The sequence below is a fragment of the Streptomyces sp. NPDC005706 genome, assembly GCF_040631045.1.
Taxonomy (GTDB): domain Bacteria; phylum Actinomycetota; class Actinomycetes; order Streptomycetales; family Streptomycetaceae; genus Streptomyces.
Genome location: NZ_JBEXYS010000001.1, coordinates 799,718 through 821,512 on the forward strand (window position 1 = coordinate 799,718; position 21,795 = coordinate 821,512).

Consider the following 21,795-nt stretch of genomic DNA (forward strand, 5'->3'; position numbering starts at 1 on the left):
TCCCCCCTGCTCACTTCACGACGGCGGCGGCGAGCTTGGACAGCGGCTCGGCGAGCGCGTTCACCGCGTCCGACAGCTCCTTGCGCTGCTCCCCGGTGACCTTGTCGTAGGAGGTGAACTCGTAGGAGTTCTTGTCGGAGCGGTACTTGTCGAGCACGGCGTTCAGCGCCGTGAACTGCTTGTCCAACTCCTTGGCCAGCGCCGGGTCGTTCTTGGCGGCGACCGGCTTCAGCAGCTCGTAGGCCTTCTGCGCGCCCTCGACGTTGCCCTTGAAGTCGACCAGGTCGGTGTGGGCGTAGCGGTCCTCCTCACCGGTGACCTTGCCGGTCGCGACCTCGTCCAGCAGCTCCTTGGCGCCGTTGGCCATGGAGGACGGGGTGATCTCCGCCTTGCCGACCCGGTTCTGCCAGTCCTCGAGGTCGGTGACGAGCTGACCGGCGAGGGTCTTCTCCTCGGCGCCGATCTTCCCGTCCTTCCACAGGGCCTTCTCCAGCCGGTGCCAGCCGGTCCACTTCTGGCCCTCCTCGAGTCCGTCCTCGCGGACGTCGACCTTCGGGTCGATGTCGCCGAAGGACTCGGCGACCGGCTCGGTGCGCTCCCAGCCGAGGCGGGAGAGCGGGTACGCCTTCTTGGCGGCCGCCACGTCACCGGCCCTGACCGCCTTGACGAAGGTCTCCACGCGCGGCAGCGTCTCGTCGGCCTGGTCCTGCGCGTACTGCCGGTAGTCGGCGACCGCCTTGTCCAGCCTGGGGTCGCGCTCGGCCGTCTTGCCGCCGCCGGTGACGGTGAGCTTCTGCCGGACGCCGTGGCCCTTCATGCCGGGGCGGCAGGCGATCTCGTACGCGCCCGCCTTCACCTCGGCGGTCAGCGTGTACTTGGTGCCCGGGCCGATGTTCTCCTTCTCGGAGACGATCCGGTCGTCCGGGAAGACGATCTCGACCTCGGTGGCCTTGGAGCCCTTGTTCTCTATCTTCAGCGTGACCTGGCCGGCCGGCACGGACTTGGCCGAGGTGTCGCACTTGGAGTCGGCGGCGGTGACCTCGATGGCGTTGCCGTCCTTGGCATCGCTCTTCGCGGTGCAGGCCGAGAGGGCGGTCAGAGCGGCCACGGCGGTGGCGGCGGTGACGGTCAGTCGGGCGGCTCGCATGCAGGCTCCAAGGCGGATCTGGTGTGGTGAGGCTGACCTAACATAGCTGAGCCTTACCTCAGCGATACACACCCGGGTCGTGATTCGGCTCTCACGGAAAGATCACAGACACGGCTTGATCTCGGCGCCTCAAAGGGGACGCCAGCGCAAGGTAAAGGGAAGGTCAAGGGATGATTCAATCTTCTCGTGACTGACTACGACGTGCTCCGCGTCTTCTGCGGACCCGACGGCGGCTACGGCAACGAGCTGGGCGTCGTCCGTGACGGATCGGTGCTGCCCGAGCGGGACGACCGGCAGGCGCTGGCCGCCAAGCTCGGCTTCAGCGAGACCGTGTTCGTGGACGACCCCGAGCGCGGGGTGATCGACATCTACACGCCCACCCTGCGCCTGCCCTTCGCCGGTCACCCCTGTGTCGGCACGGCCTGGCTGCTGGACGTGCCCGAGCTGGTCACGCCCGCCGGGCTGGTGGGCGTCCGGCTGGACGGCGAGTTCAGCTGGATCGAGGCCCGCGCGGAGTGGGCCCCGCCGCGCACCCTGCGCCAGTACGGCACCGCCGCCGAGGTCGACGCCCTGGACGTACCGCCGCCCGGCGAGTGGGTTTACGCCTGGGCGTGGGAGGACGAGGCGGCCGGGCGGGTCCGGGCCCGCGCCTTCCCCGGACGCGACGACGGCATCGACGAGGACGAGGCGACGGGGGCCGCGGCGCTGCTGCTCACCGAGCGGCTGGGCCGGGCCCTGAACATCACCCAGGGCAGGGGCTCCCAGATCCTCACCGCACCCCAGCCGCACGGCTGGGTGGAGGTCGGCGGCCGGGTCTTCCTCGAGCGTTAGCCGTTCGCGGGGGCGCCCGGCGCCGCTCGTCACGCGCTCCGCGCGAACTCCTCGCCCAGGGCCTGGAAGACGGCGGTGTTGAGGGCGAACGCCCGCTTGCACTCCGACACGATGCGCTGCCGCTCCAGCTCGTCCGCGTCGACCGCGTCCAGGTGTTCCCGGTAACTCCGCTTGAAAGCGGCCGGGTTGGAGATGTCCTCGAAGACGTAGAAGCGGACGCCGTCGCCCTTGCGCGCGAACCCCCAGGTCCGCTCCGCCCGGTCCCGGATGATCTGGCCGCCGGACAGGTCGCCCAGGTAGCGGGTGTAGTGGTGGGCGACGTAGCCGCCGGGCCAGCGCTCGGCGCACTCCCGGACCCGGTCCGCGTACGCCTCGGTCGCGGGCAGGGCGGACACCTCCGAGCGCCAGCGCGGGCCGCGCAGATGCGCCAGGTCCCGCTCCAGCGCCGGCAGCCGCAGCAGCTCGGGCCGGATGAAGGGCCCGGCCACCGGATCCGCCGCCAGCCGCCCGGCCGCGCCCTCCAGTGCCTCGTAGACGAACCACAGTTGCTCGGTGTAGCGCGCGTACGCGGCCACTCCCAGCCGCCCGCCGAGCAGGTCGCCCATGAACGACGAGGTCTCCGCCGCCACGTGCTGCTGGTGCGACGCGGTGCGGATGACGGTCGAGAACGACTCCATGGACTCTCCCCGGATCGTGCACACGGCGGTTTGCCGACCTGCTGTCGGCAAGTTTACCGACAGGGTGTCGGAAAAACATCGGCGGGCGAGCGGGCAGGCGGGGGCGGGCAGCGGAAGGCCCGCCCTCACCGGCTTCCGTTCCGGTGGGGGCGGGCCTCCAAGGGGATCCGGGCTGCCGGGATCAGGGCAGGGTCAGGATGTCCGCGCCCGTCTCGGTCACCACCAGCGTGTGCTCGAACTGCGCGGTCCGCCTGCGGTCCTTGGTCACGACGGTCCAGCCGTCGTCCCACATCTCGTACTCGTACGTTCCCAGCGTCAGCATCGGCTCGATGGTGAAGGTCATGCCGGGCCGCATGACCGTCGTCGCGTGCGGGCTGTCGTAGTGCGGGATGATCAGTCCGGAGTGGAACGACGAGCTGATGCCGTGCCCGGTGAAGTCCCGCACCACTCCGTAGCCGAAGCGCTTGGCGTAGGACTCGATGACCCGCCCGATGACGTTGATCTGCCGGCCCGGCCTGACCGCCTTGATCGCGCGGTTCAGGGACTCCCGGGTCCGCTCCACCAGCAGCCGCGACTCCTCGTCCACGTCCCCGACGAGATAGGTGGCGTTGTTGTCGCCGTGCACCCCGCCGATGTACGCGGTCACGTCCAGGTTGACGATGTCGCCGTCGTTCAGGACCGTCGTGTCCGGGATGCCGTGGCAGATGACCTCGTTGACGCTGGTGCACAGCGACTTGGGGAAGCCGCGGTAGCCGAGGGTCGAGGGGTAGGCGCCGTGGTCGCACATGTACTCGTGGGCGGCCTTGTCCAGCCGGTCGGTGGTGACGCCGGGCGCGATGAGCTTCGCGGCCTCCTCCATCGCCCGCGCGGCGATCCGGCCGGCGAGGCGCATCGCCTCGACGGTCTCGGGTGTCTGCACCTCCGGACCGGTGTACGCCGCCGGCGCGGGCTTGCCGACGTACTCGGGGCGGCGGATGTTTCCGGGTACCGAACGGGTGGGGGAGATCTCCCCTGGTACGAGCAGCGACTGGCCTGACATGCCAAGGAGTCTATCCAGCGGCCATGGGGGAATATGTGCGTGGCGAGAGGAGCTGTCCATGGCCTTGTTCAAGAAGCGCACCGCCGGCAAGCCGGGTGAGTGGTACTACTGCCTGGAGCACAAGAAGGTCGAGGAGGGCCCGGACTGCCCGGGCAAGGACCGCTTCGGGCCGTACGCCAGCCCGCAGGAGGCGCAGCGCGCGATGGAGACCGCGCAGGAGCGCAACCTCGAATGGGAGACCGACCCCCGCTGGCACGACGCCTCGGCGGGCGGCCGGGACACCGACGAGGACTGACTCACCCCGGCGCGGACGCGGTGGCGGCCCGCTGCTCGCGCAGCCGCACCGCGTGCTCGCTGGTCCGGGCGTCGTAGGTCATGAGTCCCGGCAGGCACAGGGCCAGCAGCCCCATCGCGCCCACGCACAGCACCCCGCCCGACCACACGGACGCCCGGACGCCCGCCCACGCCGCGACGCCGCCGGAGCGGACCTGCCCGAGCTGCGGGCCCACCGAGTACGACAGCAGCTCGATGCCGGCGAGCCGGCCGCGCAGCTCGTCGGGGATCGTCTGGTTCCACATCGCGCCCCGGAAGACGCCGCTGACCATGTCGCAGCCGCCCGCGACGGTCAGGAGCAGCAGCACCAGCCAGACCTCGTGGACCACTCCGGCGGCCGCGACCGCCAGGCCCCACAGGGCCGCCGACAGCACCACCATCCGGCCGTGCCGGTGCACCCGTGAGGTCCAGCCGCTGGTCACGCTGACCAGCAGCGCGCCCAGCGGGAAGGTCGCGTACATCAGACCGAGCGCCCACTCGGCGTGCAGTTCGTCGGCGAGGAACGGCAGTACGGCGAGCGGCATGGCGAGGAACATCGCCGCGAGGTCGACCGCGTAGGTGCCGAGGAGTTCCTTGCGGCTCCAGGCGTAGCGGGCGCCCTCCGCGATGGCCCGCAGGTCCGGTCTCGCCGCCTCGTGCGAGGCGGGGGAGGGGGTGAGACGGGCGACGAACAGCAGCGACACGGCGAACGTCAGCAGGTCGGCGGCGTACGCCCAGCCCAGGCCCGCGTAGGCGACGACCACGCCCGCGACCGCCGGTCCGGCCACTCCGCCGACCGTCCAGCGCAGCGAGTTCAGGGCGGCGGCGGCCGGCAGGTGCTCGTGGGCGACGATCCGGGGGAGCAGCGAGTCCAGCGCCGGGCGCTGGACGGAGACGAGCGCGGAGGAGAGGGCGGCGATCAGGTAGAGCGGCCACACGGCGGGGTGCGGCAGGAGCGCGTCGGCCAGCAGGGCCGCGCTGAGCAGGCCCTGGCCGGCCTCCGTCCACACGATCAGCCGGCGCTTGTCCAGGGCGTCGGCGAGCGCGCCGCCGTACAGGCCGAAGACGATCAGCGGCACCAGTTCCACGGCGCCGATCGCGCCGACGGCCGCCGCCGAGCCGGTGAGCTCCTTGAGCTGGACCGGGAGCGCCACGAAGGTCAGGAAGCTGCCGAAGTTGCTGATCAGGCCGGAGGCCCAGAGTCTGCGGAAGTCGGCGGAGGCCTTCCAGGGGGCGAGATCGGGGAGGAGGGCTTTGGACACCCGGGCATGCTGCGCCGGGCCGGACCGGCGGGCAACCGGTTTTCCGCGGGCCCGGTCCGTCTCACCAGGGGGCGGCGGGCGGCGCCGTCAGGATGTCCGCCAGCCGGGACAGCCGGTCCCGGAATCCCCGCGGCACCCGCGGCGAGCTGTTCTCGCCGGCCGCCGCGCTGACCAGGTGCTGCACGCTGTCCAGGTCCAGCTCCGCGCCCTCGGGCACGGCCAGCGTGTCGTGGGCCATCGCGGCCAGCTCGCCGCCGTCCGCGCCGAGCGCCAGCACCGTCACCCCGGCCCGGCGCGCCCCGTGCACCCGCTCCAGCAGCTCGGCGGGCTCCTCGGGGGCGACGACGAGCAGGGTCTCGCCCCGCCGCGCCGCCTCGATCCGGCCGGGCCCGACGGCCAGGTGAGCGGGGTCGGCGGGGCGCGCGTGGTGCCGTACCAGGGTGGGCGCCAGCTCGGGGGTGCCCGACCAGGCGGCCTCGTCCACCAGGTGCGCGGCCAGGTGCCAGGGTTCGTACTCGGGCGTGCCCACCAGCAGCAGCCCGCCCCCGTGCGACACCACCGACCCGCGCAGCACCCCCGCGAACCGCCGGGTGGCTCCCAGCCACTCGGTCCCGGCCAGCACTTCGCGCAGCAATGCGACACGTACGGCGTCCATGCGGCCGCATCCTGCCGCAACCGTCCGCCCGTGGCCCGGAGTTCACGCCGAATTCGCCCGACCCGGGGACGGCACGGCCGGCGCCCCGTCCGTTGCTCACCCGACCCGGTGCCGGCGCCCCCGCGGACGTAGAGTCGGCCCATGACCTCTACCGACAGCGCACAGACTCCCGCCAAGGCCCCCGCGAAGGACCCCTGGGACCTGCCCGACGTATCCGGGCTGGTCGTCGGCGTGCTCGGCGGCACCGGCCCGCAGGGCAAGGGCCTCGCCCGCCGGCTCGCCATGGCCGGCCAGAAGGTGATCATCGGCTCGCGGGCCGCCGAGCGCGCGCGGGCCGCCGCCGAGGAACTGGGGGACGGCGTCGAGGGCGCCGACAACGCCGAGACCGCGCGCCGCAGCGACATCGTGATCGTCGCCGTGCCCTGGGAGGGCCACGGCAAGACCCTGGAGTCGCTGCGCGCGGAGCTGGCGGGCAAGCTCGTCGTGGACTGCGTCAACCCGCTCGGCTTCGACAAGAAGGGCGCCTACGCCCTGAAGCCCGAGGAGGGCAGCGCCGCCGAGCAGGCCGCCGCGCTGCTGCCGGACTCCCGGGTCACCGCCGCCTTCCACCACCTGTCGGCCGTGCTGCTCCAGGACCCGGAGGTCGAGCGGATCGACACCGATGTGATGGTGCTCGGCGAGGACCGGGCCGACGTGGAGACCGTGCAGGCGCTGGCCGGCCGCGTTCCCGGCATGCGCGGCGTCTTCGCCGGGCGGCTGCGCAACGCCCACCAGGTGGAGTCCCTGGTGGCGAACCTGATCTCCGTCAACCGCCGGTACAAGGCGCACGCGGGGCTCCGCGTCACCGACGTGTGAGCCGTACCGGGCGATGGGGGACACTGGTCGGCGAAGCAGTACCGAGCAGTGTCCCCCGACAGGAGCCCAGCCCCATGCCCCGCATCGCCCTCTGCACCCTGATCGTCTGCGTCCTCGCCGTCGCCGCCGCGGTCGTCTCCTTCGCCCAGGGCAGCTGGCTGGGGATCGTCTGGGTGCTCCTCGCGGGCCTGGCGTCCAACATGACCTGGTACTACGTCAAGCGCGGGCGGGACGCGGCGGGGCAGGGCAAGTCGGTCACGGGCTGATCGTGCACACCTCCGGGGCCTCGCGCCAGAAGCGATAGAGCTCGTGGCCGCACGCCTGGGAGAAGTCGTCGACGCCCAGGCCGCGCAGGATCGCGTCGATGGCGTCGAAGAACGCGATGTTCACCGACGGCACCCACAGCAGCGCGAAGACGAACAGCAGCCCGAAGGGCGCGAACGGCTCCACCTGCCGCTTCACGCCGTACGACAGCCACGGCTCGATCACGCCGTAGCCGTCCAGGCCCGGTACCGGCAGGAAGTTCAGGATCGCCGCCGTCACCTGGAGCAGGGCGAGGAACGCCAGCGCGTACCGGAAGTCACCGGGCACGCCGTCCAGGGCGTGCAGCCAGAACGGCGCCGTGCACACAGCGGCGAACAGCACGTTCGTCAGCGGGCCGGCCGCCGAGATCAGGCTGTGCCGCCAGCGGCCGCGGATCCGGCCGCGCTCGATGAACACCGCGCCGCCCGGCAGACCGATCCCGCCCATGATCACGAACACCACGGGCAGCACGATGCTCAGCAGCGCGTGCGTGTACTTCAGCGGGTTGAGGGTGAGATAGCCCTTCTCGCCCACCGAGATGTCCCCGGAATGCAGCGCGGTGCGGGCGTGCGCGTACTCGTGCAGGCACAGGGAGACGATCCAGGCCGCCGTCACGAACAGGAACACCGCGACACCCGGCTGCTCGGCGAAGCCGGTCCAGGTGGCCCAGCCGGTCACCGCCGTCACGGCCAGGATGCCGACGAAGACGGGACTGACACGGCGGTCGCCGCGGCTGGTGGTGGCGGTGGTCATGGGCGGCTCCTGTAGGCGGGGCGGTCGGGAAGGCCGACCGTACCGGGCGGCGGACACGCCGGGAAAACGCTTAGCGGTGGCCGTCCGGTTCCTGGAGGGTGGGGGAATGGCACTGAAGACGGTGTTCTACGAGGAATGGCAGATGGGCTGCTGCGGTGAGCCCTTCTCGGTGGGCGACGAGATCGGCTGGCCGCTGGTCGCCCTCGACGAGCGGCGGCCGCCGGAGGGGGACTGGCACGGCGCCGAGGCCTGGGTGGAGAACCACGCGGACGCCACGCACCCGGTCACCGGCCGGGTCCGCTCCATCGACCTGGTGCACCAGGAGTTCACGGTCGGCCTGGACCTGCGCGAACTCCAGCGCGCGTCACCGCCGTACGGGAAGGTGACGCTCCTGGCCTCGGGGCACTCCCTGGAACCGGTGCCCGGCTCGGTGACGCGCGAGCCCGTCGACCACTGCCCGAAGTGGTTCGCGGAGGAGGACTACGCACCGCCGCAGGGCCCGCACCGCCTCCGCCGGGTCCTCGGCGCCCTCGTCACCCTGGAGGTGCCGGACGGCACGCCGCGCAAACCCGGTGACCGGCACTGACCGCTCCGGGGAGAATGGACCCGTGCGCTATCGCCTCCTCGGAACCACCCAGGCCCACCGCCCCGACGGCACGCCCGTCCCGGTCGGCGGAGCACGGCTGCGCGCCCTGCTCAGCGTGCTCGCGCTACGGGCCGGGCGGACCGTCCCGGCGGGCGTCCTGGTGGACGAGGTGTGGGGCGCCGACCCGCCCGCCGACGCGGCCGGCGCGCTCCAGGCACTGATCGGCCGGCTGCGCAGGGCGCTCGGCGCCGGTGCCGTGACCTCCGCCGAGGGCGGCTACCGGCTCGTCGCCGCCCCCGACGACGTCGACCTCACCCGCTTCGACCGGCTCACCGGCGAGGGACTCGCCGCCCTGGCCGACGGCGACCCGGCGAAGGCCGCCGTCGTCCTGGACGACGCGCTCGCCCTGTGGCACGGCCCCGCCCTCGCCGACCTGCCGGACCGCACCGCCGAGGCGGCCCGCTGGGAGACCCGCCGCCTGGACGCCCTGCGCGCCCGGCACACCGCCGCCCTCGCCCTCGGCCACGCCGAGCGGACGCTGCCCGAGCTGGCCGCGCTGTGCGACAGCCACCCCCTGGACGAGCCGCTGCAGGCGCTGCGGCTGCGGGCGCTCAGGGACCTGGGCCGCCCCGCCCAGGCGCTGGCCGCCTACGACGACGTACGCCAACTGCTCGCCGACCGGCTCGGCTCCGACCCGGGTCCCGAACTGCGCGCGCTGCACAGCGAGTTGCTGCTCACCGAGACCACCCGTACCGCACCTGCCGCGCCCGCGGCGCCGGCTGCCGCGGAGCCCCGCCCCACGCCGCCCGCCGCCGTCCTCGGCAACCTGCCGGCCCGGCTCACCTCCTTCGTCGGCCGCGAGCCGGACATCGCGGCCATCGGCGCCGACCTCGGCGCCGCCCGGCTGGTCACCCTGCTCGGGCCCGGCGGGGCCGGGAAGACCCGGCTGTCCCAGGAGGCCGCCGAATCGGTACGGCACACCGCCCGGGACGGGGTGTGGCTGGCGGAACTCGCGCCCGTGGACGACCCGGACGCCGTACCGCAGGCCGTGCTGACCGCGATCGGCGCCCGCGAGACCGTGCTGCACGGCGCCGGCGCCGAGAGCATGCGGGCCGTCGCGGACCGGCACGACGACCCGGTCGAGCGGCTGGTGGAGCACTGCGCCCGGCGCCGGATGCTGATCGTCCTGGACAACTGCGAGCACGTCGTCGAGGCCGCCGCCCAGCTCGCCGAGCGCCTGCTGGCGCACTGCCCGCAGCTGACCCTGCTCGCCACCAGCCGGGAACCGCTCGGCGTGCCGGGGGAACTCGTGCGCCCCGTGGAGCCGCTGCCCGAGCCCGTCGCGCTGCGGCTGCTCGCCGACCGGGGCGCGGCGGCCCGGCCCGGGTTCCGCGTCGAGGACGACCCCGAGGCGTGCGCCGAGATCTGCCGGCGGCTCGACGGACTGCCCCTCGCCATCGAGCTGGCGGCCGCCCGGCTGCGCATGCTGACACCCCGTCAGATAGCCGACCGGCTGGACGACCGCTTCCGGCTGCTCACCAGCGGCAGCCGCACCGTGCTGCCCCGCCAGCAGACCCTGCGCGCCGTCGTGGACTGGTCCTGGGACCTGCTCGACACGGACGAACGCGACGTCCTCAGCCGGCTGTCGGTGTTCGCGGGCGGCTGCGACCTGGCCGCCGCCGAGGCCGTCTGCGGTCCGGTCGCCCTGGACGCGCTGGGCTCCCTGGTCGACAAGTCCCTCGTGGTGGCCGCACCCTCGGCCGACGGCCAGATGCGCTACCGCCTGCTGGAGACCGTCGCCGAGTACGCGACCGAACGGCTGGACGAGACCGGCCGCCGCACCGAGGCCGAACGCGCCCATCTGATCTACTACCGCGAACTCGCGCGCACCACCGACCCGTTGCTGCGTGGACCCGGACAGCGTGCCGCCGTCGACCGGCTCCAGCTCGAGTACGAGAACGTGCGCACCGCCCTGCGGCACGCCATCGCCGGCCGGGACGAGCAGGAGGCGCTCTGCATCATCCACGGTCTGGTCTGGTACTGGCAGATGCGCGATCTGCGCGTCGAGGCCCGCAACCTGTGCCACGAGGTCATGGCGCTGGGCCCCGACCCGTTCGAGGAGCCCGTGCGCCGCGCCGCCCCGGTGTGGCAGCGCTGCACGGACGTCCCGCCCCCCTACACCGGCGAACTGCTCGACGAGGCCCGGCGCGGACTGCACCTGTCCCATCTGGCCTGTATGGACACGGAACTGGACACCTGGCAGACCCCCGCGGCGCAGGCGAAGCTGCGCGCCATCACCCGGGTCTACGAACCAGGGATGCCCCAGACCTGCCGTGCCCCGGGCATGCTCTGGTTCTTCGCCGAGCTGCTGACCGGCGGCGTCGACCGGCTGCTCGTCATCCTCGACTCCTGCGTCCGCACCTGCCGGGACACCCCCGGATTCGAGTGGGAGCTGGCCGGCACCCTGCAGATGCGCGCCAACATCCTCGCCAACCGCACCGAGTGGGCGGGCGACGCCCTGCGCGACGCCGACGAGGCGCTGGAGATCTTCGAGCGCCTCGGGGACGCCTGGGGCGCCGCCGAGGCGCTCTCCGCACGCGGCGAGTCACGCGAGCGCAAGGGCGAGTACGAGGCGGCCGCCGCCGACTTCCTGGCGGCCGTCGCGCACGCCGAGCGCCTCGGCGCCCGCGCCCAGTCATCGGTGCTCACCATCCGCCTGGGCGCCGTGCTGCTGGAGACGGGCGAGCCGGAGCGGGGTGAGCGCCTGCTGCGCGACGTCATCGAGCGCACGGACGGCAGCAACAGCGAGGCGCTGCCCATGGCGCGCCTCTTCCTGTCCGCCCGGCTCTGCCTGACCGGCCGGGTCGCGGAGGCACGCGAACAACTGCGGCTGCTGCGTGAGGGTTTCGGGATCGCGCACTTCGTCGTCTTCGACGCCCTCATCCTCGGCCAGGAGGCCTGGGTGGACATCGTCGACGGCCGTATCGACGAAGCCATGGACAAGATCCGGCAGGCGCTGGCCCGGGCCTGCGACCCGCTGTCCCTGGCCATCGCCCCGCATCTGCAGCCGCTGTACCTGACCATCGCCGCGGCCGCCCTGGCCCAGGTCGACGGGGGCGGTCACGCCGCCGACGCCGCCCGCTGCCTGGGCGCCGCCCACGCGCTGCTGCCCCCGGGCCATGTCGCGGCGACCGTCGAGCGGGCGACGCGCGAGCACGCCGAGGGGGCCGTCCTCGCCGTGCTGGACCGGGCGGCGTTCGACGCCGCGTACGCCGAAGGCGGTGGCCTCTCCCTCGCGGAGGCCACCGCCCTGGTGTGACATCGCCCGACGTCAGCTCTTGGTGCGGAACTTGTGGATGGCGACCGGGGCCATCACTGCGGTGAGCCCCACCGACCAGATCAGCGTCACCCACAGGTCGTGCGCGACCGGGCCGCCCTCCATCAGGCCGCGCGCGGTGTCGGCCAGCGCGGAGAGCGGGTTGTAGTCGGTGAAGTTCCGCAGCCAGCCCGGCATCGACGCGGTCGGCGCGAAGATCGAGGAGCCGAACTGCAGCGGCATCAGTACCAGGAAGCCCATCGCCTGCACGGACTGCGCGTTCTTCATCACCACGCCGAGGGTGAGGAACACCCACATCAGCGCCGAGCCGAACACCACGGACAGGCCCACGGAGGCCAGCAGGCCGTCCCAGTGGTGGACGTCGTAGCCGACGAGGACGGCGACCAGCATCAGCACCGCGGTCGCGAACAGCATCCGCATCAGCTCCACCGCGATCTTGGCGAAGAGGACGGAGCCGCGGCCGATGGGCAGGGACCGGAAGCGGTCCATGACGCCGGAGTTGAAGTCCTGGTTGAAGCCGGTGCCCACGCCCTGGGCCATGTTCATACCCATCATGGCCATCAGGCCCGGCACGACGTACTGGACGTACTGGTCCTGGCCGCCGCCCAGGGACTGGCCGATCGAGCCGCCGAAGACGTACACGAACAGCAGGGTGAAGATCACCGGGAACAGGATGGCGTCGAACATCGACTCCGGGTCCTGCCGGATCCACAGCAGGTTGCGGCGGATGAGGGCGCCGGTGTGCCGCAGGTGCGCGCGGAGGGAGATCGGGGTGTCGCCCTTGAGCCGGGCGGGCGGGGCCGAGGTGTCCGAGGCGGTGGCGCGGGGCGCCTCGTCCAGGGTGGCGGTGGGAGACGGGTGGGCGCTCATGCGGCGGCCTCCTCGAGGGAGTCGGCGGGCGTGGTGTCCTGCGGGGCACTGGCGCGGTGGCCGGTGAGGGAGAGGAACACCTCGTCCAGGCTGGGGAGTTCGGTGGTGATGGAGGAGATGGTGATGCCGCGCGCGGTGACCGCGCCGACCACCGCGGTGAGCTGCTCGTCGCTGAGGATGGGCACCAGCAGCGTGCCGGTCTCGCTGTCCACGGTGGTGGACGCGAGCCCGGTGATGCCCAGCTCGTCCAGCATGTCGGCCAGCGGCCGCAGTTGCAGCGGATCCACCGGCCGCACCCGCAGCGAGCGCCCGCCGACCCGGGCCTTCAGCTCCTCGATGCCGCCCCTCGCGATGACCTTCCCGCGGTCCACGACGGTCAGCTCGGAGGCGAGCTGCTCGGCCTCCTCCATGTACTGGGTGGTCAGCAGCACGGTGACCCCGTCCCCGACCATGGCCTTGACCTCGTCCCACACCTCGTTGCGGGTGCGCGGGTCCAGCCCGGTGGTCGGCTCGTCCAGGAAGAGCACGGCCGGCCGGCCGATCATCGAGGCGGCGAGGTCCAGCCGCCGCCGCATACCGCCGGAGTAGGTCCCCGCGGGCCGCCGCGCGGCCTCCGTCAGCGAGAACCGCTCCAGCAGCTCGTCGGCCCGGGCCCGGGCGTCCTTGCGGGGCAGGTCCAGCAGCCGCCCGATCAGGTACAGGTTCTCCCAGCCCGGGAGCTTCTCGTCCACGGAGGCGTACTGCCCGGTGAGCCCGATCACCCGCCGCAGCTGCCGGGGCTGCCGTACGACGTCGTAGCCGGCCACGACGGCCTCTCCGGCGTCCGGCGTGATCAGGGTGGACAGGATCCGTACGAGGGTGGTCTTCCCGGCGCCGTTCGGCCCCAGGACCCCCATCACGGTGCCCGGCCGGACGTCCAGGTCGACCCCGTCGAGCGCCTTGGTCTCGCCGTAGTGCTTGACCAGTCCCCGTACGGTCACGGCGGAGCGCCCGCCGGCGGGGTTGTCATCGATTCGCGTCATGGGCAAGACAGTGACAGCCCCCACCGACAAACCACCGACAGCGGACCTACAGGTGCCGACAGCCGGACGACAGGTGCCGGCACGGGCGCCGGCATGTCACCCGCGGGCGCGCCGGCCGCGGCGGCTCGGCGCCGTCGGCGGGTGAGCCGCGCGGAAAAGGGGAGCGGCCCCGTCGACGGGGGAAATCGACGGGGCCGCTCTGGTGCCGGATCGGCTCTGGTGGACTGAATCGTCAGTGGACGGAGTGCTCCTCCAGCGGGAACGTCCCGCCGACGACGTCCTCGGCGAACGCCTTCGCCGCGTTGCCCATGACTTCACGCAGGTCCGCGTACTTCTTGACGAACTTCGGCACCCGGCCGGACGTGAGACCGAGCATGTCGGTCCACACCAGCACCTGTGCGTCCGTCTCAGGTCCGGCACCGATCCCGACGGTGGGGATCTGCAGCACCCGCGTCACCTCGGCCGCCAGCTCGGCCGGGACCAGCTCCAGGACGACCGCGAACGCGCCCGCGTCCTGCACCGCCTTCGCGTCCCGCAGTAGCTGTGCCGCCGCCTCCTCGCCGCGTCCCTGCACGCGGTAGCCCATCGCGTTGACGGACTGCGGGGTCAGCCCGATGTGGGCCATGACCGGGATGCCGGACTCCACCAGCAGCCGGATCTGCTCGTGCGAGCGCTCGCCGCCCTCCAGCTTCACCGCGCCGACCCCGGCCTCCTTCACCAGCCGGGTCGCCGAGCGCAGTGCCTGCACCGGGCCCTCCTGGTAGGAGCCGAACGGCAGGTCGGCGACGATCAGGGCGCGCTGGGTGCCGCGTACGACGGCCGCCGACAGCACGGCCATCTCGTCGAGGGTGACGGGCACGGTGGTCTCGTACCCGAGGTGACAGTTGCCCGCCGAGTCGCCGACGAGCATCACCGGGATGCCGGCCTCGTCGAACACGGACGCGGTCATCGCGTCGTAGGCGGTGAGCATGGGCCACTTCTCGCCGCGCTCCTTGGCGAGGGCGATGTCGCGGACGGTGATGCGGCGGGTGCCCTTCCCCCCGTACAGCGCCTTGCTGCCGTCGGAAGGCTTGGTGTGGGCAGCCGAAAGCTGCGTCATGGCAACGGCTCCTTCGGTCATCTCGAGGCGCCCTGACGGCGTCCCCGGATCGCCTCCATGGTGGCACTTGGTGCCGCCGAGGGCCAGGGGACCCCCCTGTGATCCCTTCGGACGGCGCCGGAGGCGTGGAACGGAAGACTCCGGTGTGTAAGGCCTCGGTAAAGAAATAAGATACGAGACGGTTCCGTATTGGAATGGCCCTAGGCTCGAACACATGACAACTTCCGTCCCTGCCTCCCGGATACCGGAAGCGGTGCACCGGCGCCGCTGGGCGATCCTCGGCGTGCTGATGCTGAGCCTGCTCATCGTGGTGCTCGACAACTCGATCCTGAACGTCGCCATCAAGACCATCTCGACCCCGGCGCCCACCGGCCTCGGCGCCACCCAGAGCGAGATCGAGTGGGCGATCAACAGCTACACCCTGGTCTTCGCGGGCCTGCTCTTCACCGCCGGCCTCATCGGTGACCGGCTGGGCCGCAAGAAGGTGCTGCTCGGCGGCCTCGTCGTGTTCGGCATCGGCTCGGCCCTGGCCGCCGAGTCCGGCTCCCCGGACCAGCTCATCGCCTACCGCGCCCTGATGGCCCTCGGTGCCGCTTTCGTGATGCCGGCGACCCTCGCCGTGCTGATGAACGTCTTCGAGCGCGACGAGCAGCCCAAGGCCATCGGCATCTGGGCCGGCGGCGTCGGCCTCGCCATCGCCATCGGCCCGATCACCGGCGGCGCGCTGCTCGACCACTTCTGGTGGGGCTCGGTCTTCCTCATCAACGTGCCGATCGTGATCCTCGCGGTCGCCCTGATGGTGTGGCTGGTGCCCGACTCCCGTGACCCGAAGCCCGGTCGCCTCGACCCGGTCGGCGTGGTCCTGTCCGTCGTCGGTCTGGTGCTGCTCGTCTACGGCATCATCAAGGGCGGTGAGCTGGCCGACTTCACCGACGCCAAGGTGCTGGCGACGATCATCGCCGGGCTCGTCGTGCTCGCCGGCTTCGTGATCTTCGAGAAGCGCAGCGACCACCCGTCGCTGGACGTCACCTACTTCAAGAACAAGGTCTTCTCGGCCGCCATGGCCGCCATCGCGCTGGTCTTCTTCGCGCTGATGGGCGTCACGTTCTTCTCGGTCTTCTACATGCAGAGCGTGCGCGGCTACTCGCCGCTCGAGTCCGGCGTGATGATGCTGCCGCTGGCCGCCGCGCAGATGATCTTCGCGCCGCGGGCCCGGCTGGTCGTCGACCGGTTCGGCAACAAGGCCACCACCACCGCCGGTCTGGTGCTGATCGCGGCCACCCTGGCCGCGTTCGCCACCTTCGAGGCCGACACGCCGATCTGGCTGCTGGAGGTCGTCTTCTTCCTCATGGGCACCGGCATGGCGCACATCATGACGCCGACCTCGGTCGTCATCATGCAGGCCCTGCCCCGCGAGAAGGCCGGTTCCGCCTCCGCGCTCAGCAACACCTTCCGCCAGGTCGGCGGCGCCCTCGGTATCGCCGTCCTCGGCTCGGTGCTCTCCGCCGCCTACCGCAACGGCGTCGAGGGCAAGCTGAACATGCTGCCGCCCGGCCTGCGGGACACGGCCGGCGAGTCCATCGAGGCCACCCTCGGCATCGCCGAGAAGCTCGGCCCGCGCGGCCAGGCCCTGGTCACCCCCGCCAACGACGCCTTCCTGCACGCCATGCACGTCACCGCCCTGTGCGGTACGGGCGTCGCGCTCATCGGCGCCGTGGTGGTGGCCCTGTTCCTGCCGGGCAGGCCGCCGGCCGGTCAGCGGGGCGAGCGCGAGCCCGAGTTGGTGGCGGCCTCGGACTGACCCGGCACCAGAGGGACAGCGGTTCCACGGGGGAGGAGGCGGCTGCGGGACAATTCCCGCAGCACAGTGGAAGGACGGACGACGTGAGCCTTGCCGACAGCCGGCCGCGACCGGACGGACCCGTACGGGGCCGCCCGCGCAGCGAGGCCGTGGAACGCGCCATCCTCGAGGGAGTGATGAAGCTCCTGGAGGAGGGCGTTCCCCTCGCCGAACTCTCCATCGAGCGCGTCGCGCGCACGGCCGGGGTCGGCAAGGCCACGATCTACCGCCGCTGGAGCGGCAAGGAGGAACTGTTCGTCGACGTCATCCGCGCCGCCGAACCCCCCGACCCCGAACTCCCCGGCACCTCCATGCGCGACGACCTCGTCGTGCTGGTGGAGGCACTGCGCCGGCGCGGCCTCGTCAGCCGCTCCTCGGCGATCCTGCACAACGTGTACGCGCAGATGAAGTCCAGCCCCAGGATCTGGGGGGCGTACCACGCGAGCGTCATAGCGCCCCGGCGCGTGCTGGTCATGGACGTGCTGCGCCGCGGGCAGGAGAGCGGCGAACTCCGGCCGGACATCGACCTGGAGCTGGCCAACGACATGTTCGTCGGCCCCATGCTGGTCCGCTCCGTCATGCGCCCCGAGGCCGATCTGCCCGAAGGGCTGTCGGAGCGGATCGTGGACACGGTGCTGGCGGGCCTACGCCCCGTCAGTCCCGCGGTCCGGCCGGTCTAATGTGCGCGTTTCGTCACAGACCTCGCCCGACCGGGGGGTAACCGGAACCCCGGGCGCCGCCTCGTTCGTCCTCGTCTTCCGTACGGCCGTCATGGGACGGCGGGAACGAGCCGATCATCCCCTAGGGTCGACAGCAGCGCGGGGGAACGACGGCGTGCACGGCAGGCAGTGAGGCAGACGGTATGGCGCAGCAGGCGTATATGACGGAGACGGACAACGGCGGCTCGGGGCCCGAGCGTCCGGGATCCCGGCTTCGGCGCCTGACGCACCGGCTCGTCGCCGGCTGGCGCGGCGACCCGCGCATCTGGCGGCGGGGCATCGTGCTCGCCGTACTCGCACTGCTGATCGCCCTGGTGATGCTGGTGCACTCGCGCATCCCCAACCGGGTGGGCAACCTCGGCAGCCTCACGGAGACCTTCCTGCCCTGGCTGGGGCTGGCCATCCCGGTGCTGCTGGTCCTCGGCCTGGTCCGCAGGTCGGCGACCGCCCTGATCGCGGTGCTGGTCCCGGCGATCGTGTGGCTGAACCTCTTCGGCGGCCTCGTCTTCGACAAGGCGGGCGGGGGCGGCGACCTCACGGTGGCCACCCACAACGTCAACGCCGACAACCCCGACCCGGCCGCGACCGCCCGGAACGTCGCCTCCTCGGGCGCGGACCTGCTGGCCCTGGAGGAGCTGCCCGCCTCCGCCGTCCCGGTGTACGAGAAGGCGCTGGCGGCGACGTACAGGTACCACGCGGTCGTCGGCACGGTCGGCCTGTGGAGCAAGTACCCGATGAGCGGCGTCGAGGCCGTCGACATCAAGCTCGGCTGGAAGCGCGCGATGCACGCCACGGTGACGACCCCCGAGGGCCCGCTCGCCGTCTACGTCGCCCACCTCCCCTCGGTGCGGGTCAAGGTGGAGGCCGGGTTCACCGCACGCCAGCGGGACAAGAGCGCCGACGCGCTCGGCGAGGCCATCGCCGACGAGACGCTGAAGCGGGTGGTCGTGCTCGGCGACCTCAACGGCACCATGAACGACCGCGCGCTCAACGCCGTCACCTCCCAGCTGCGCTCCACCCAGGGGGCGGCGGGCAGCGGCTTCGGGTTCAGCTGGCCGGCGTCGTTCCCGATGGCGCGGATCGACCAGATCCTGGTCAAGGGCGTCCAGCCGGAGAGGTCCTGGACCCTGCCGCGCACCGACAGCGACCACCTGCCGATCGCCGCCCGTGTGAAGCTCGACACGTCCGCGTAACCGGCCGGAATACCGGGCCCGGGAGACTTTGTTCCGTACGAGAACATACGCTGCGACGGAACTCCGCTCTCCCTTCGAAAGGCACAGGCCCTTCATGCCCCTGGCCCTGCTCGCACTGGCCGTCGGCGCTTTCGGTATCGGCACCACCGAGTTCGTGATGATGGGGCTGCTCCCCGACGTCGCGGACGACCTGCACATCTCCATCCCCGCCGCCGGGCACCTGGTGTCGGCGTACGCGCTGGGTGTGGTCATCGGCGCGCCGCTGCTGGCCGCCGTGACCGCGCGCATGTCCCGGCGCACGGTCCTCATCGCCCTGATGGCCCTCTTCGTGGCGGGCAACGCGCTCTCGGCCCTCGCCCCCGGCAACGACGCCCTGCTGGCCGCCCGCTTCGTCAGCGGCCTGCCGCACGGCGCGTTCTTCGGCGTCGGCGCGGTGGTCGCCACGAACCTGGTGGCGCCGGAGCGCAAGGCCCGCTCGGTGTCCCTGATGTTCCTCGGCCTGACCGTCGCCAACATCGCGGGCGTCCCCGCCGCCACGCTCATGGGCCAGCACCTGGGCTGGCGGGCCACCTTCCTCGGCGTGAGCGCGATCGGCCTGGCGGCGATAGCGTCGCTGGCCCTGCTGATCCCGCACGACCGGGCCGCCGCCCCCACCACCGGCCTGCGCGGCGAACTGGCCGCGCTGCGCCCGGTGCCGGTCTGGCTGGCCCTGGGCACCACGGTGGCGGGCTTCGGCGCCCTCTTCTCCGCCTACAGCTACATCACCCCGATGCTCACGGACGCGGCGGGCTTCGCCGAGACGAACGTGACGCTGCTGCTGGCGCTGTTCGGCGTCGGCGCGACGGCCGGCAACCTCCTCGGCGGCCGCCTCGCGGACCACTCCCTGCGCGGCACCCTCTTCGGCGGCCTCACCGCCCTGGCGGTGGTGCTGCTGCTGTTCCCCGTGCTCATGCGGGCGGAGTGGAGCGCGGCCCTGTCCGTCGCCCTCCTCGGCATGGCGGCGTTCGTCACCGGCTCGCCCCTCCAGCTCATGGTCATGGAAAAGGCGGCCGCGGCCCCCTCCCTCGCCTCCTCCGCCAACCAGGCGGCCTTCAACCTGGCCAACGCCGGCGGCGCCTGGATCGGCGGCCTCACCCTGGCGGCGGGCTTCGGCGTGACGTCGCCCGCGCTCGCGGGGGCGGCGCTGGCGGTACTGGGCCTGGGCGTCGCGGGCGTGGCCTACGCGGTCGACCGCCGCCACGAGGTCGCCCACGAGGGCCGGGTGGTCGCGACCCACGTACCGGAGCAGTCGGGCGCGCTGCACCACTGACCGGCGGCGCCGTCTCCCGGCCCGCGACGCCCGGGTTCCACGCGAACCCCGGCTGCTCGCCGCCCTGGTGCGGCCGACGGCGCGCCGGAGACCGGGAGCGGCCGGACGGCATCGGGAGGCCCCCTTCACGAAGGGGGCCTCCCGGCCGGTTTTCAGCGCGTTCCCCGCATGGGGCCGAACCATGAAGGATCGTCCATCGCGCCCTCGTCCTCATGCCACTGCGGAGGCGCCGAGACGATGAAGCTCCTGAGGCCGCCACCCAGCAGGTACAGACGCCCGGGTTTGACTTCCACCCCGTGGTCGAGGCCGACCTTCGCGCATTCCTCGTCGTCGGCCCGGCGGATGACCAGGCCGTCGTAGCCGGGACGGAGAAGCATGAGGTCGACGTTGGCGAAGTAGATCTCGATCCGGGTGTCCGGCGGCATGTCCCGGCTGCTGCGGAGGAGCAGCCTGCGATGACCGACGGCGTACTGCCAGACCTTGAAGTACCTGTCGGACCGGAATACCTCGGAACCGGTGAACCCCGGCGTCACCTCACCCATTCAGTGCGTCCCAGTTCGGTTCGGGTATTTGCACTACTTTACCTTCCTTGCTGTAGAACGTTATGTTGCGCCATTCGAAGTTGCCCATCTGTATGTGAAGACCGATCTGGCCCATCTCCCACTGAGTGGCCGCCCAGTCTCCCGAGCGCCAGGCCTTGTAGGCGAGCGCGAATTGCTCGGCCGGTGTGTCTCCGTCGAAACCCTTCAGGCTGACCGCGACCTTGCCGTTGTTGCGCAGGACGTTCGACACCTCCGTCATCCACAGGGCGATCGGCTTCCCGTTGGACCTGCCGACCACTTCCCTGTAGGCATCGCCGTTGAAGGTGTATCCCCCCTGGATTTCCTTGGCCAGTGCTTCCGAGTGGTCGCCGATTCCGAGCACCATGGTGCCGGTCGGGCACGCACGCGTGGTGGCGGCGAAGCCGGTTCCGGCGAAGCCGGTGCCGGTGCACCACTTCCGCGCCTTGCCGAGAGCCTCGATCGCCTTGGCGCCGATCCCGGCGATGGCTTCCTCGGACAGGGGGAGCGCGCGAAGGGCCTTCCACGCGTCGGTGAAGCCGATGCCGGTCTTCACCGACGCGTCGAGCGCCTTGACGGCACGCGCGATGGGGGTGAGCAGTCCCTCGACCGGAACGTATGTGGCGAGGCTCCAGGCGCAGGCGGTCTTGTCGCCGTGCCAGCAGTCCATCAGGTCTTCGGCGAAGAAGGAGAACAGGATCGATCCGGCGACATCACCGAAGATGTTCTGCCATCCGGCGCGGACGATGTCCTTGCCGGAGAAGTGGTGTGTCCAGCCGTCGATCTCGATGTTCTTCAGCGTCGCCCGCTTGAGGAACTGCCACGCGGCCTTCGGGCATCCGTCGGCCGTGGCCTCGGCGTGGTCGTCGGTGCACAGGTAGAAGTCGGCCTCGTAGGTGACGACCAGGTCGTACTTCGCGTTGCAGCCCTGGAAGGCGGCCTCCGGCATCGGCGGGCAGGTGCCGATCTGTTTGGAGCTGACGATCTCGACGGTGGATTCGTCCGGAACGGCGAACACACCGGGAATGCCTGTGCCGGATCCCTGGGAGCGTTCCTTGTCGGCCTCCGCCTTCTCGGCCCGGTCGGCGGCGGCTTGGGCCTCTTCGGCGTACTTGGCGGCGTCCTTGGCCGCCTCTTCGGCCTCGGTTGCTGCTGCGTCGGCGCGGTCGGCCGCCGTGCGGGCGTCCTTGGCGTCCTGTTCGGCCCGGGTGGCGGCGGAGCGGGCGGCGGCTGCGTCGAGTTCGGCGGCGTCGGCGGAGTCGCGGGCGTCCTTGGCGTAGCCCTCGGCTTTTCCGGCTGCCTTGTCGGCGGCCGCGGCGTCCTCGGTCGCTTGTTTGTCGTAGGCGATGGTGCGGGTCAGTGAGGCGGAGGCGGCTGCCGCGGCTTTGGCGGCGTCGGCGGCGTAGCCGAGGGCCTCCTTGGAGTA

The 21,795-nt window shown here is 72.0% G+C and carries 20 protein-coding genes and 1 pseudogene; 10 read left to right on the plus strand and 11 right to left on the minus strand.

Annotation, left to right across the window (positions count from 1 at the left end; genetic code table 11):
- Window positions 1–10: 10 nt before the first annotated feature.
- Window positions 11–1,147 (minus strand): iron uptake system protein EfeO, encoded by a 1,137-nt coding sequence (gene efeO / locus ABZ478_RS03545; RefSeq protein ID WP_359544938.1) that lies wholly within the window; start codon window positions 1,145–1,147, stop codon window positions 11–13.
- Between the two features lie 186 nt (window positions 1,148–1,333).
- Here efeO and ABZ478_RS03550 point away from each other — a divergent pair, with 186 nt between their 5' ends.
- Window positions 1,334–1,978, plus strand: coding sequence for a PhzF family phenazine biosynthesis protein (locus ABZ478_RS03550; protein ID WP_359544940.1), 645 nt, complete (start codon window positions 1,334–1,336; stop codon window positions 1,976–1,978).
- Between the two features lie 29 nt (window positions 1,979–2,007).
- On the opposite strand, the gene ABZ478_RS03555 is transcribed toward ABZ478_RS03550, so the two are convergent.
- Window positions 2,008–2,655: a biliverdin-producing heme oxygenase gene (locus ABZ478_RS03555; protein ID WP_359544941.1), complete on the minus strand. Its 648-nt coding sequence runs from the start codon at window positions 2,653–2,655 to the stop codon at window positions 2,008–2,010.
- Between the two features lie 181 nt (window positions 2,656–2,836).
- On the minus strand, window positions 2,837–3,694 hold the full coding sequence (gene map, locus ABZ478_RS03560; protein ID WP_359544943.1) for a type I methionyl aminopeptidase: 858 nt from the start codon (window positions 3,692–3,694) through the stop codon (window positions 2,837–2,839).
- 58 nt (window positions 3,695–3,752) lie between these two features.
- On the opposite strand from map, the gene ABZ478_RS03565 reads away from it, so the two are divergent.
- Window positions 3,753–3,989 carry a hypothetical protein gene (locus ABZ478_RS03565; RefSeq protein WP_359544945.1) on the plus strand — a complete coding sequence of 79 codons (237 nt, stop codon included), beginning with the start codon at window positions 3,753–3,755 and terminating at the stop codon, window positions 3,987–3,989.
- 1 nt (window position 3,990) lies between these two features.
- Here the strand turns inward: ABZ478_RS03565 and ABZ478_RS03570 are convergent, their stop codons facing one another.
- Both ABZ478_RS03570 and ABZ478_RS03575 read right to left on the minus strand, forming a co-directional pair.
- Window positions 3,991–5,268 (minus strand): MFS transporter, encoded by a 1,278-nt coding sequence (locus tag ABZ478_RS03570; protein ID WP_359544947.1) that lies wholly within the window; start codon window positions 5,266–5,268, stop codon window positions 3,991–3,993.
- A 61-nt stretch (window positions 5,269–5,329) separates the two neighbouring features.
- Entirely contained in the window at window positions 5,330–5,923 is a 594-nt protein-coding gene (locus tag ABZ478_RS03575) for a hypothetical protein (protein ID WP_359544949.1), read from the minus strand.
- Window positions 5,924–6,064: 141 nt separating this feature from the next.
- On the opposite strand from ABZ478_RS03575, the gene npdG reads away from it, so the two are divergent.
- Together npdG and ABZ478_RS03585 are read left to right on the plus strand one after the other, a co-directional pair.
- Window positions 6,065–6,778 (plus strand): NADPH-dependent F420 reductase, encoded by a 714-nt coding sequence (gene npdG, locus ABZ478_RS03580; protein ID WP_359544951.1) that lies wholly within the window; start codon window positions 6,065–6,067, stop codon window positions 6,776–6,778.
- A gap of 74 nt (window positions 6,779–6,852) precedes the next feature.
- Complete coding sequence (locus ABZ478_RS03585; RefSeq protein ID WP_359544953.1) at window positions 6,853–7,044, plus strand: hypothetical protein; 192 nt, start codon at window positions 6,853–6,855, stop codon at window positions 7,042–7,044.
- On the opposite strand, the gene ABZ478_RS03590 is transcribed toward ABZ478_RS03585, so the two are convergent.
- The gene (locus tag ABZ478_RS03590; protein WP_359544955.1) at window positions 7,034–7,834 is read right to left on the minus strand and encodes a site-2 protease family protein; all 801 of its coding nucleotides are present in this window, start codon (window positions 7,832–7,834) and stop codon (window positions 7,034–7,036) included. The genes ABZ478_RS03585 and ABZ478_RS03590 overlap by 11 nt on opposite strands.
- 106 nt (window positions 7,835–7,940) lie before the next feature.
- Between ABZ478_RS03590 and ABZ478_RS03595 the strand changes: the two genes are divergently transcribed.
- Together ABZ478_RS03595 and ABZ478_RS03600 are read left to right on the plus strand one after the other, a co-directional pair.
- The gene (locus ABZ478_RS03595) at window positions 7,941–8,420 is read left to right on the plus strand and encodes a DUF6578 domain-containing protein (protein ID WP_359544957.1); all 480 of its coding nucleotides are present in this window, start codon (window positions 7,941–7,943) and stop codon (window positions 8,418–8,420) included.
- A 22-nt stretch (window positions 8,421–8,442) separates the two neighbouring features.
- Window positions 8,443–11,739, plus strand: a complete 3,297-nt coding sequence (locus ABZ478_RS03600) for a BTAD domain-containing putative transcriptional regulator (RefSeq protein ID WP_359544958.1) — start codon at window positions 8,443–8,445, stop codon at window positions 11,737–11,739.
- A 12-nt stretch (window positions 11,740–11,751) separates the two neighbouring features.
- Here ABZ478_RS03600 and ABZ478_RS03605 read toward each other — a convergent pair whose 3' ends face one another.
- The 3 genes from ABZ478_RS03605 to panB form a co-directional block, all read right to left on the minus strand.
- Window positions 11,752–12,627, minus strand: a complete 876-nt coding sequence (locus ABZ478_RS03605; protein WP_359544960.1) for an ABC transporter permease — start codon at window positions 12,625–12,627, stop codon at window positions 11,752–11,754.
- Entirely contained in the window at window positions 12,624–13,649 is a 1,026-nt protein-coding gene (locus ABZ478_RS03610; RefSeq protein WP_359544962.1) for an ATP-binding cassette domain-containing protein, read from the minus strand. Before ABZ478_RS03610 ends, ABZ478_RS03605 begins: the two co-directional genes overlap by 4 nt.
- Window positions 13,650–13,881: 232 nt before the next feature.
- On the minus strand, window positions 13,882–14,748 hold the full coding sequence (panB, locus tag ABZ478_RS03615) for a 3-methyl-2-oxobutanoate hydroxymethyltransferase (RefSeq protein ID WP_358927106.1): 867 nt from the start codon (window positions 14,746–14,748) through the stop codon (window positions 13,882–13,884).
- Between the two features lie 214 nt (window positions 14,749–14,962).
- Between panB and ABZ478_RS03620 the strand changes: the two genes are divergently transcribed.
- The 4 genes from ABZ478_RS03620 to ABZ478_RS03635 all read left to right on the plus strand — a co-directional run bounded on the left by ABZ478_RS03620 (window position 14,963) and on the right by ABZ478_RS03635 (window position 19,809).
- Window positions 14,963–16,549: an MFS transporter gene (locus ABZ478_RS03620; RefSeq protein WP_359544964.1), complete on the plus strand. Its 1,587-nt coding sequence runs from the start codon at window positions 14,963–14,965 to the stop codon at window positions 16,547–16,549.
- An 83-nt stretch (window positions 16,550–16,632) separates the two neighbouring features.
- Window positions 16,633–17,268 carry a TetR/AcrR family transcriptional regulator gene (locus ABZ478_RS03625; protein WP_359544965.1) on the plus strand — a complete coding sequence of 212 codons (636 nt, stop codon included), beginning with the start codon at window positions 16,633–16,635 and terminating at the stop codon, window positions 17,266–17,268.
- A 182-nt stretch (window positions 17,269–17,450) separates the two neighbouring features.
- Entirely contained in the window at window positions 17,451–18,500 is a 1,050-nt protein-coding gene (locus ABZ478_RS03630; protein ID WP_359544967.1) for an endonuclease/exonuclease/phosphatase family protein, read from the plus strand.
- Between the two features lie 94 nt (window positions 18,501–18,594).
- On the plus strand, window positions 18,595–19,809 hold the full coding sequence (locus ABZ478_RS03635; RefSeq protein ID WP_359544968.1) for an MFS transporter: 1,215 nt from the start codon (window positions 18,595–18,597) through the stop codon (window positions 19,807–19,809).
- Between the two features lie 152 nt (window positions 19,810–19,961).
- Here ABZ478_RS03635 and ABZ478_RS03640 read toward each other — a convergent pair whose 3' ends face one another.
- Window positions 19,962–20,351: a hypothetical protein gene (locus tag ABZ478_RS03640; protein ID WP_359544970.1), complete on the minus strand. Its 390-nt coding sequence runs from the start codon at window positions 20,349–20,351 to the stop codon at window positions 19,962–19,964.
- Window positions 20,344–21,795, minus strand: a pseudogene (locus tag ABZ478_RS03645) (hypothetical protein); the annotation flags it as partial. The gene ABZ478_RS03640 and the pseudogene ABZ478_RS03645, both read right to left, overlap by 8 nt.

Bases quoted from the DNA above. Each gene is read 5' to 3' on its own strand.
- ABZ478_RS03590 (WP_359544955.1), bottom strand. From the start codon at position 7,834: ATGACCACCGCCACCACCAGCCGCGGCGACCGCCGTGTCAGTCCCGTC.
- ABZ478_RS03565 (WP_359544945.1), top strand. From the start codon at position 3,753: ATGGCCTTGTTCAAGAAGCGCACCGCCGGCAAGCCGGGTGAGTGGTAC.
- ABZ478_RS03610 (WP_359544962.1), bottom strand. From the start codon at position 13,649: ATGACGCGAATCGATGACAACCCCGCCGGCGGGCGCTCCGCCGTGACC.
- npdG (WP_359544951.1), top strand. From the start codon at position 6,065: ATGACCTCTACCGACAGCGCACAGACTCCCGCCAAGGCCCCCGCGAAG.
- ABZ478_RS03620 (WP_359544964.1), top strand. From the start codon at position 14,963: ATGACAACTTCCGTCCCTGCCTCCCGGATACCGGAAGCGGTGCACCGG.
- ABZ478_RS03605 (WP_359544960.1), bottom strand. From the start codon at position 12,627: ATGAGCGCCCACCCGTCTCCCACCGCCACCCTGGACGAGGCGCCCCGC.
- ABZ478_RS03595 (WP_359544957.1), top strand. From the start codon at position 7,941: ATGGCACTGAAGACGGTGTTCTACGAGGAATGGCAGATGGGCTGCTGC.
- map (WP_359544943.1), bottom strand. From the start codon at position 3,694: ATGTCAGGCCAGTCGCTGCTCGTACCAGGGGAGATCTCCCCCACCCGT.
- ABZ478_RS03640 (WP_359544970.1), bottom strand. From the start codon at position 20,351: ATGGGTGAGGTGACGCCGGGGTTCACCGGTTCCGAGGTATTCCGGTCC.
- ABZ478_RS03635 (WP_359544968.1), top strand. From the start codon at position 18,595: ATGCCCCTGGCCCTGCTCGCACTGGCCGTCGGCGCTTTCGGTATCGGC.
- efeO (WP_359544938.1), bottom strand. From the start codon at position 1,147: ATGCGAGCCGCCCGACTGACCGTCACCGCCGCCACCGCCGTGGCCGCT.
- panB (WP_358927106.1), bottom strand. From the start codon at position 14,748: ATGACGCAGCTTTCGGCTGCCCACACCAAGCCTTCCGACGGCAGCAAG.
- ABZ478_RS03575 (WP_359544949.1), bottom strand. From the start codon at position 5,923: ATGGACGCCGTACGTGTCGCATTGCTGCGCGAAGTGCTGGCCGGGACC.
- ABZ478_RS03555 (WP_359544941.1), bottom strand. From the start codon at position 2,655: ATGGAGTCGTTCTCGACCGTCATCCGCACCGCGTCGCACCAGCAGCAC.
- ABZ478_RS03630 (WP_359544967.1), top strand. From the start codon at position 17,451: ATGGCGCAGCAGGCGTATATGACGGAGACGGACAACGGCGGCTCGGGG.
- ABZ478_RS03585 (WP_359544953.1), top strand. From the start codon at position 6,853: ATGCCCCGCATCGCCCTCTGCACCCTGATCGTCTGCGTCCTCGCCGTC.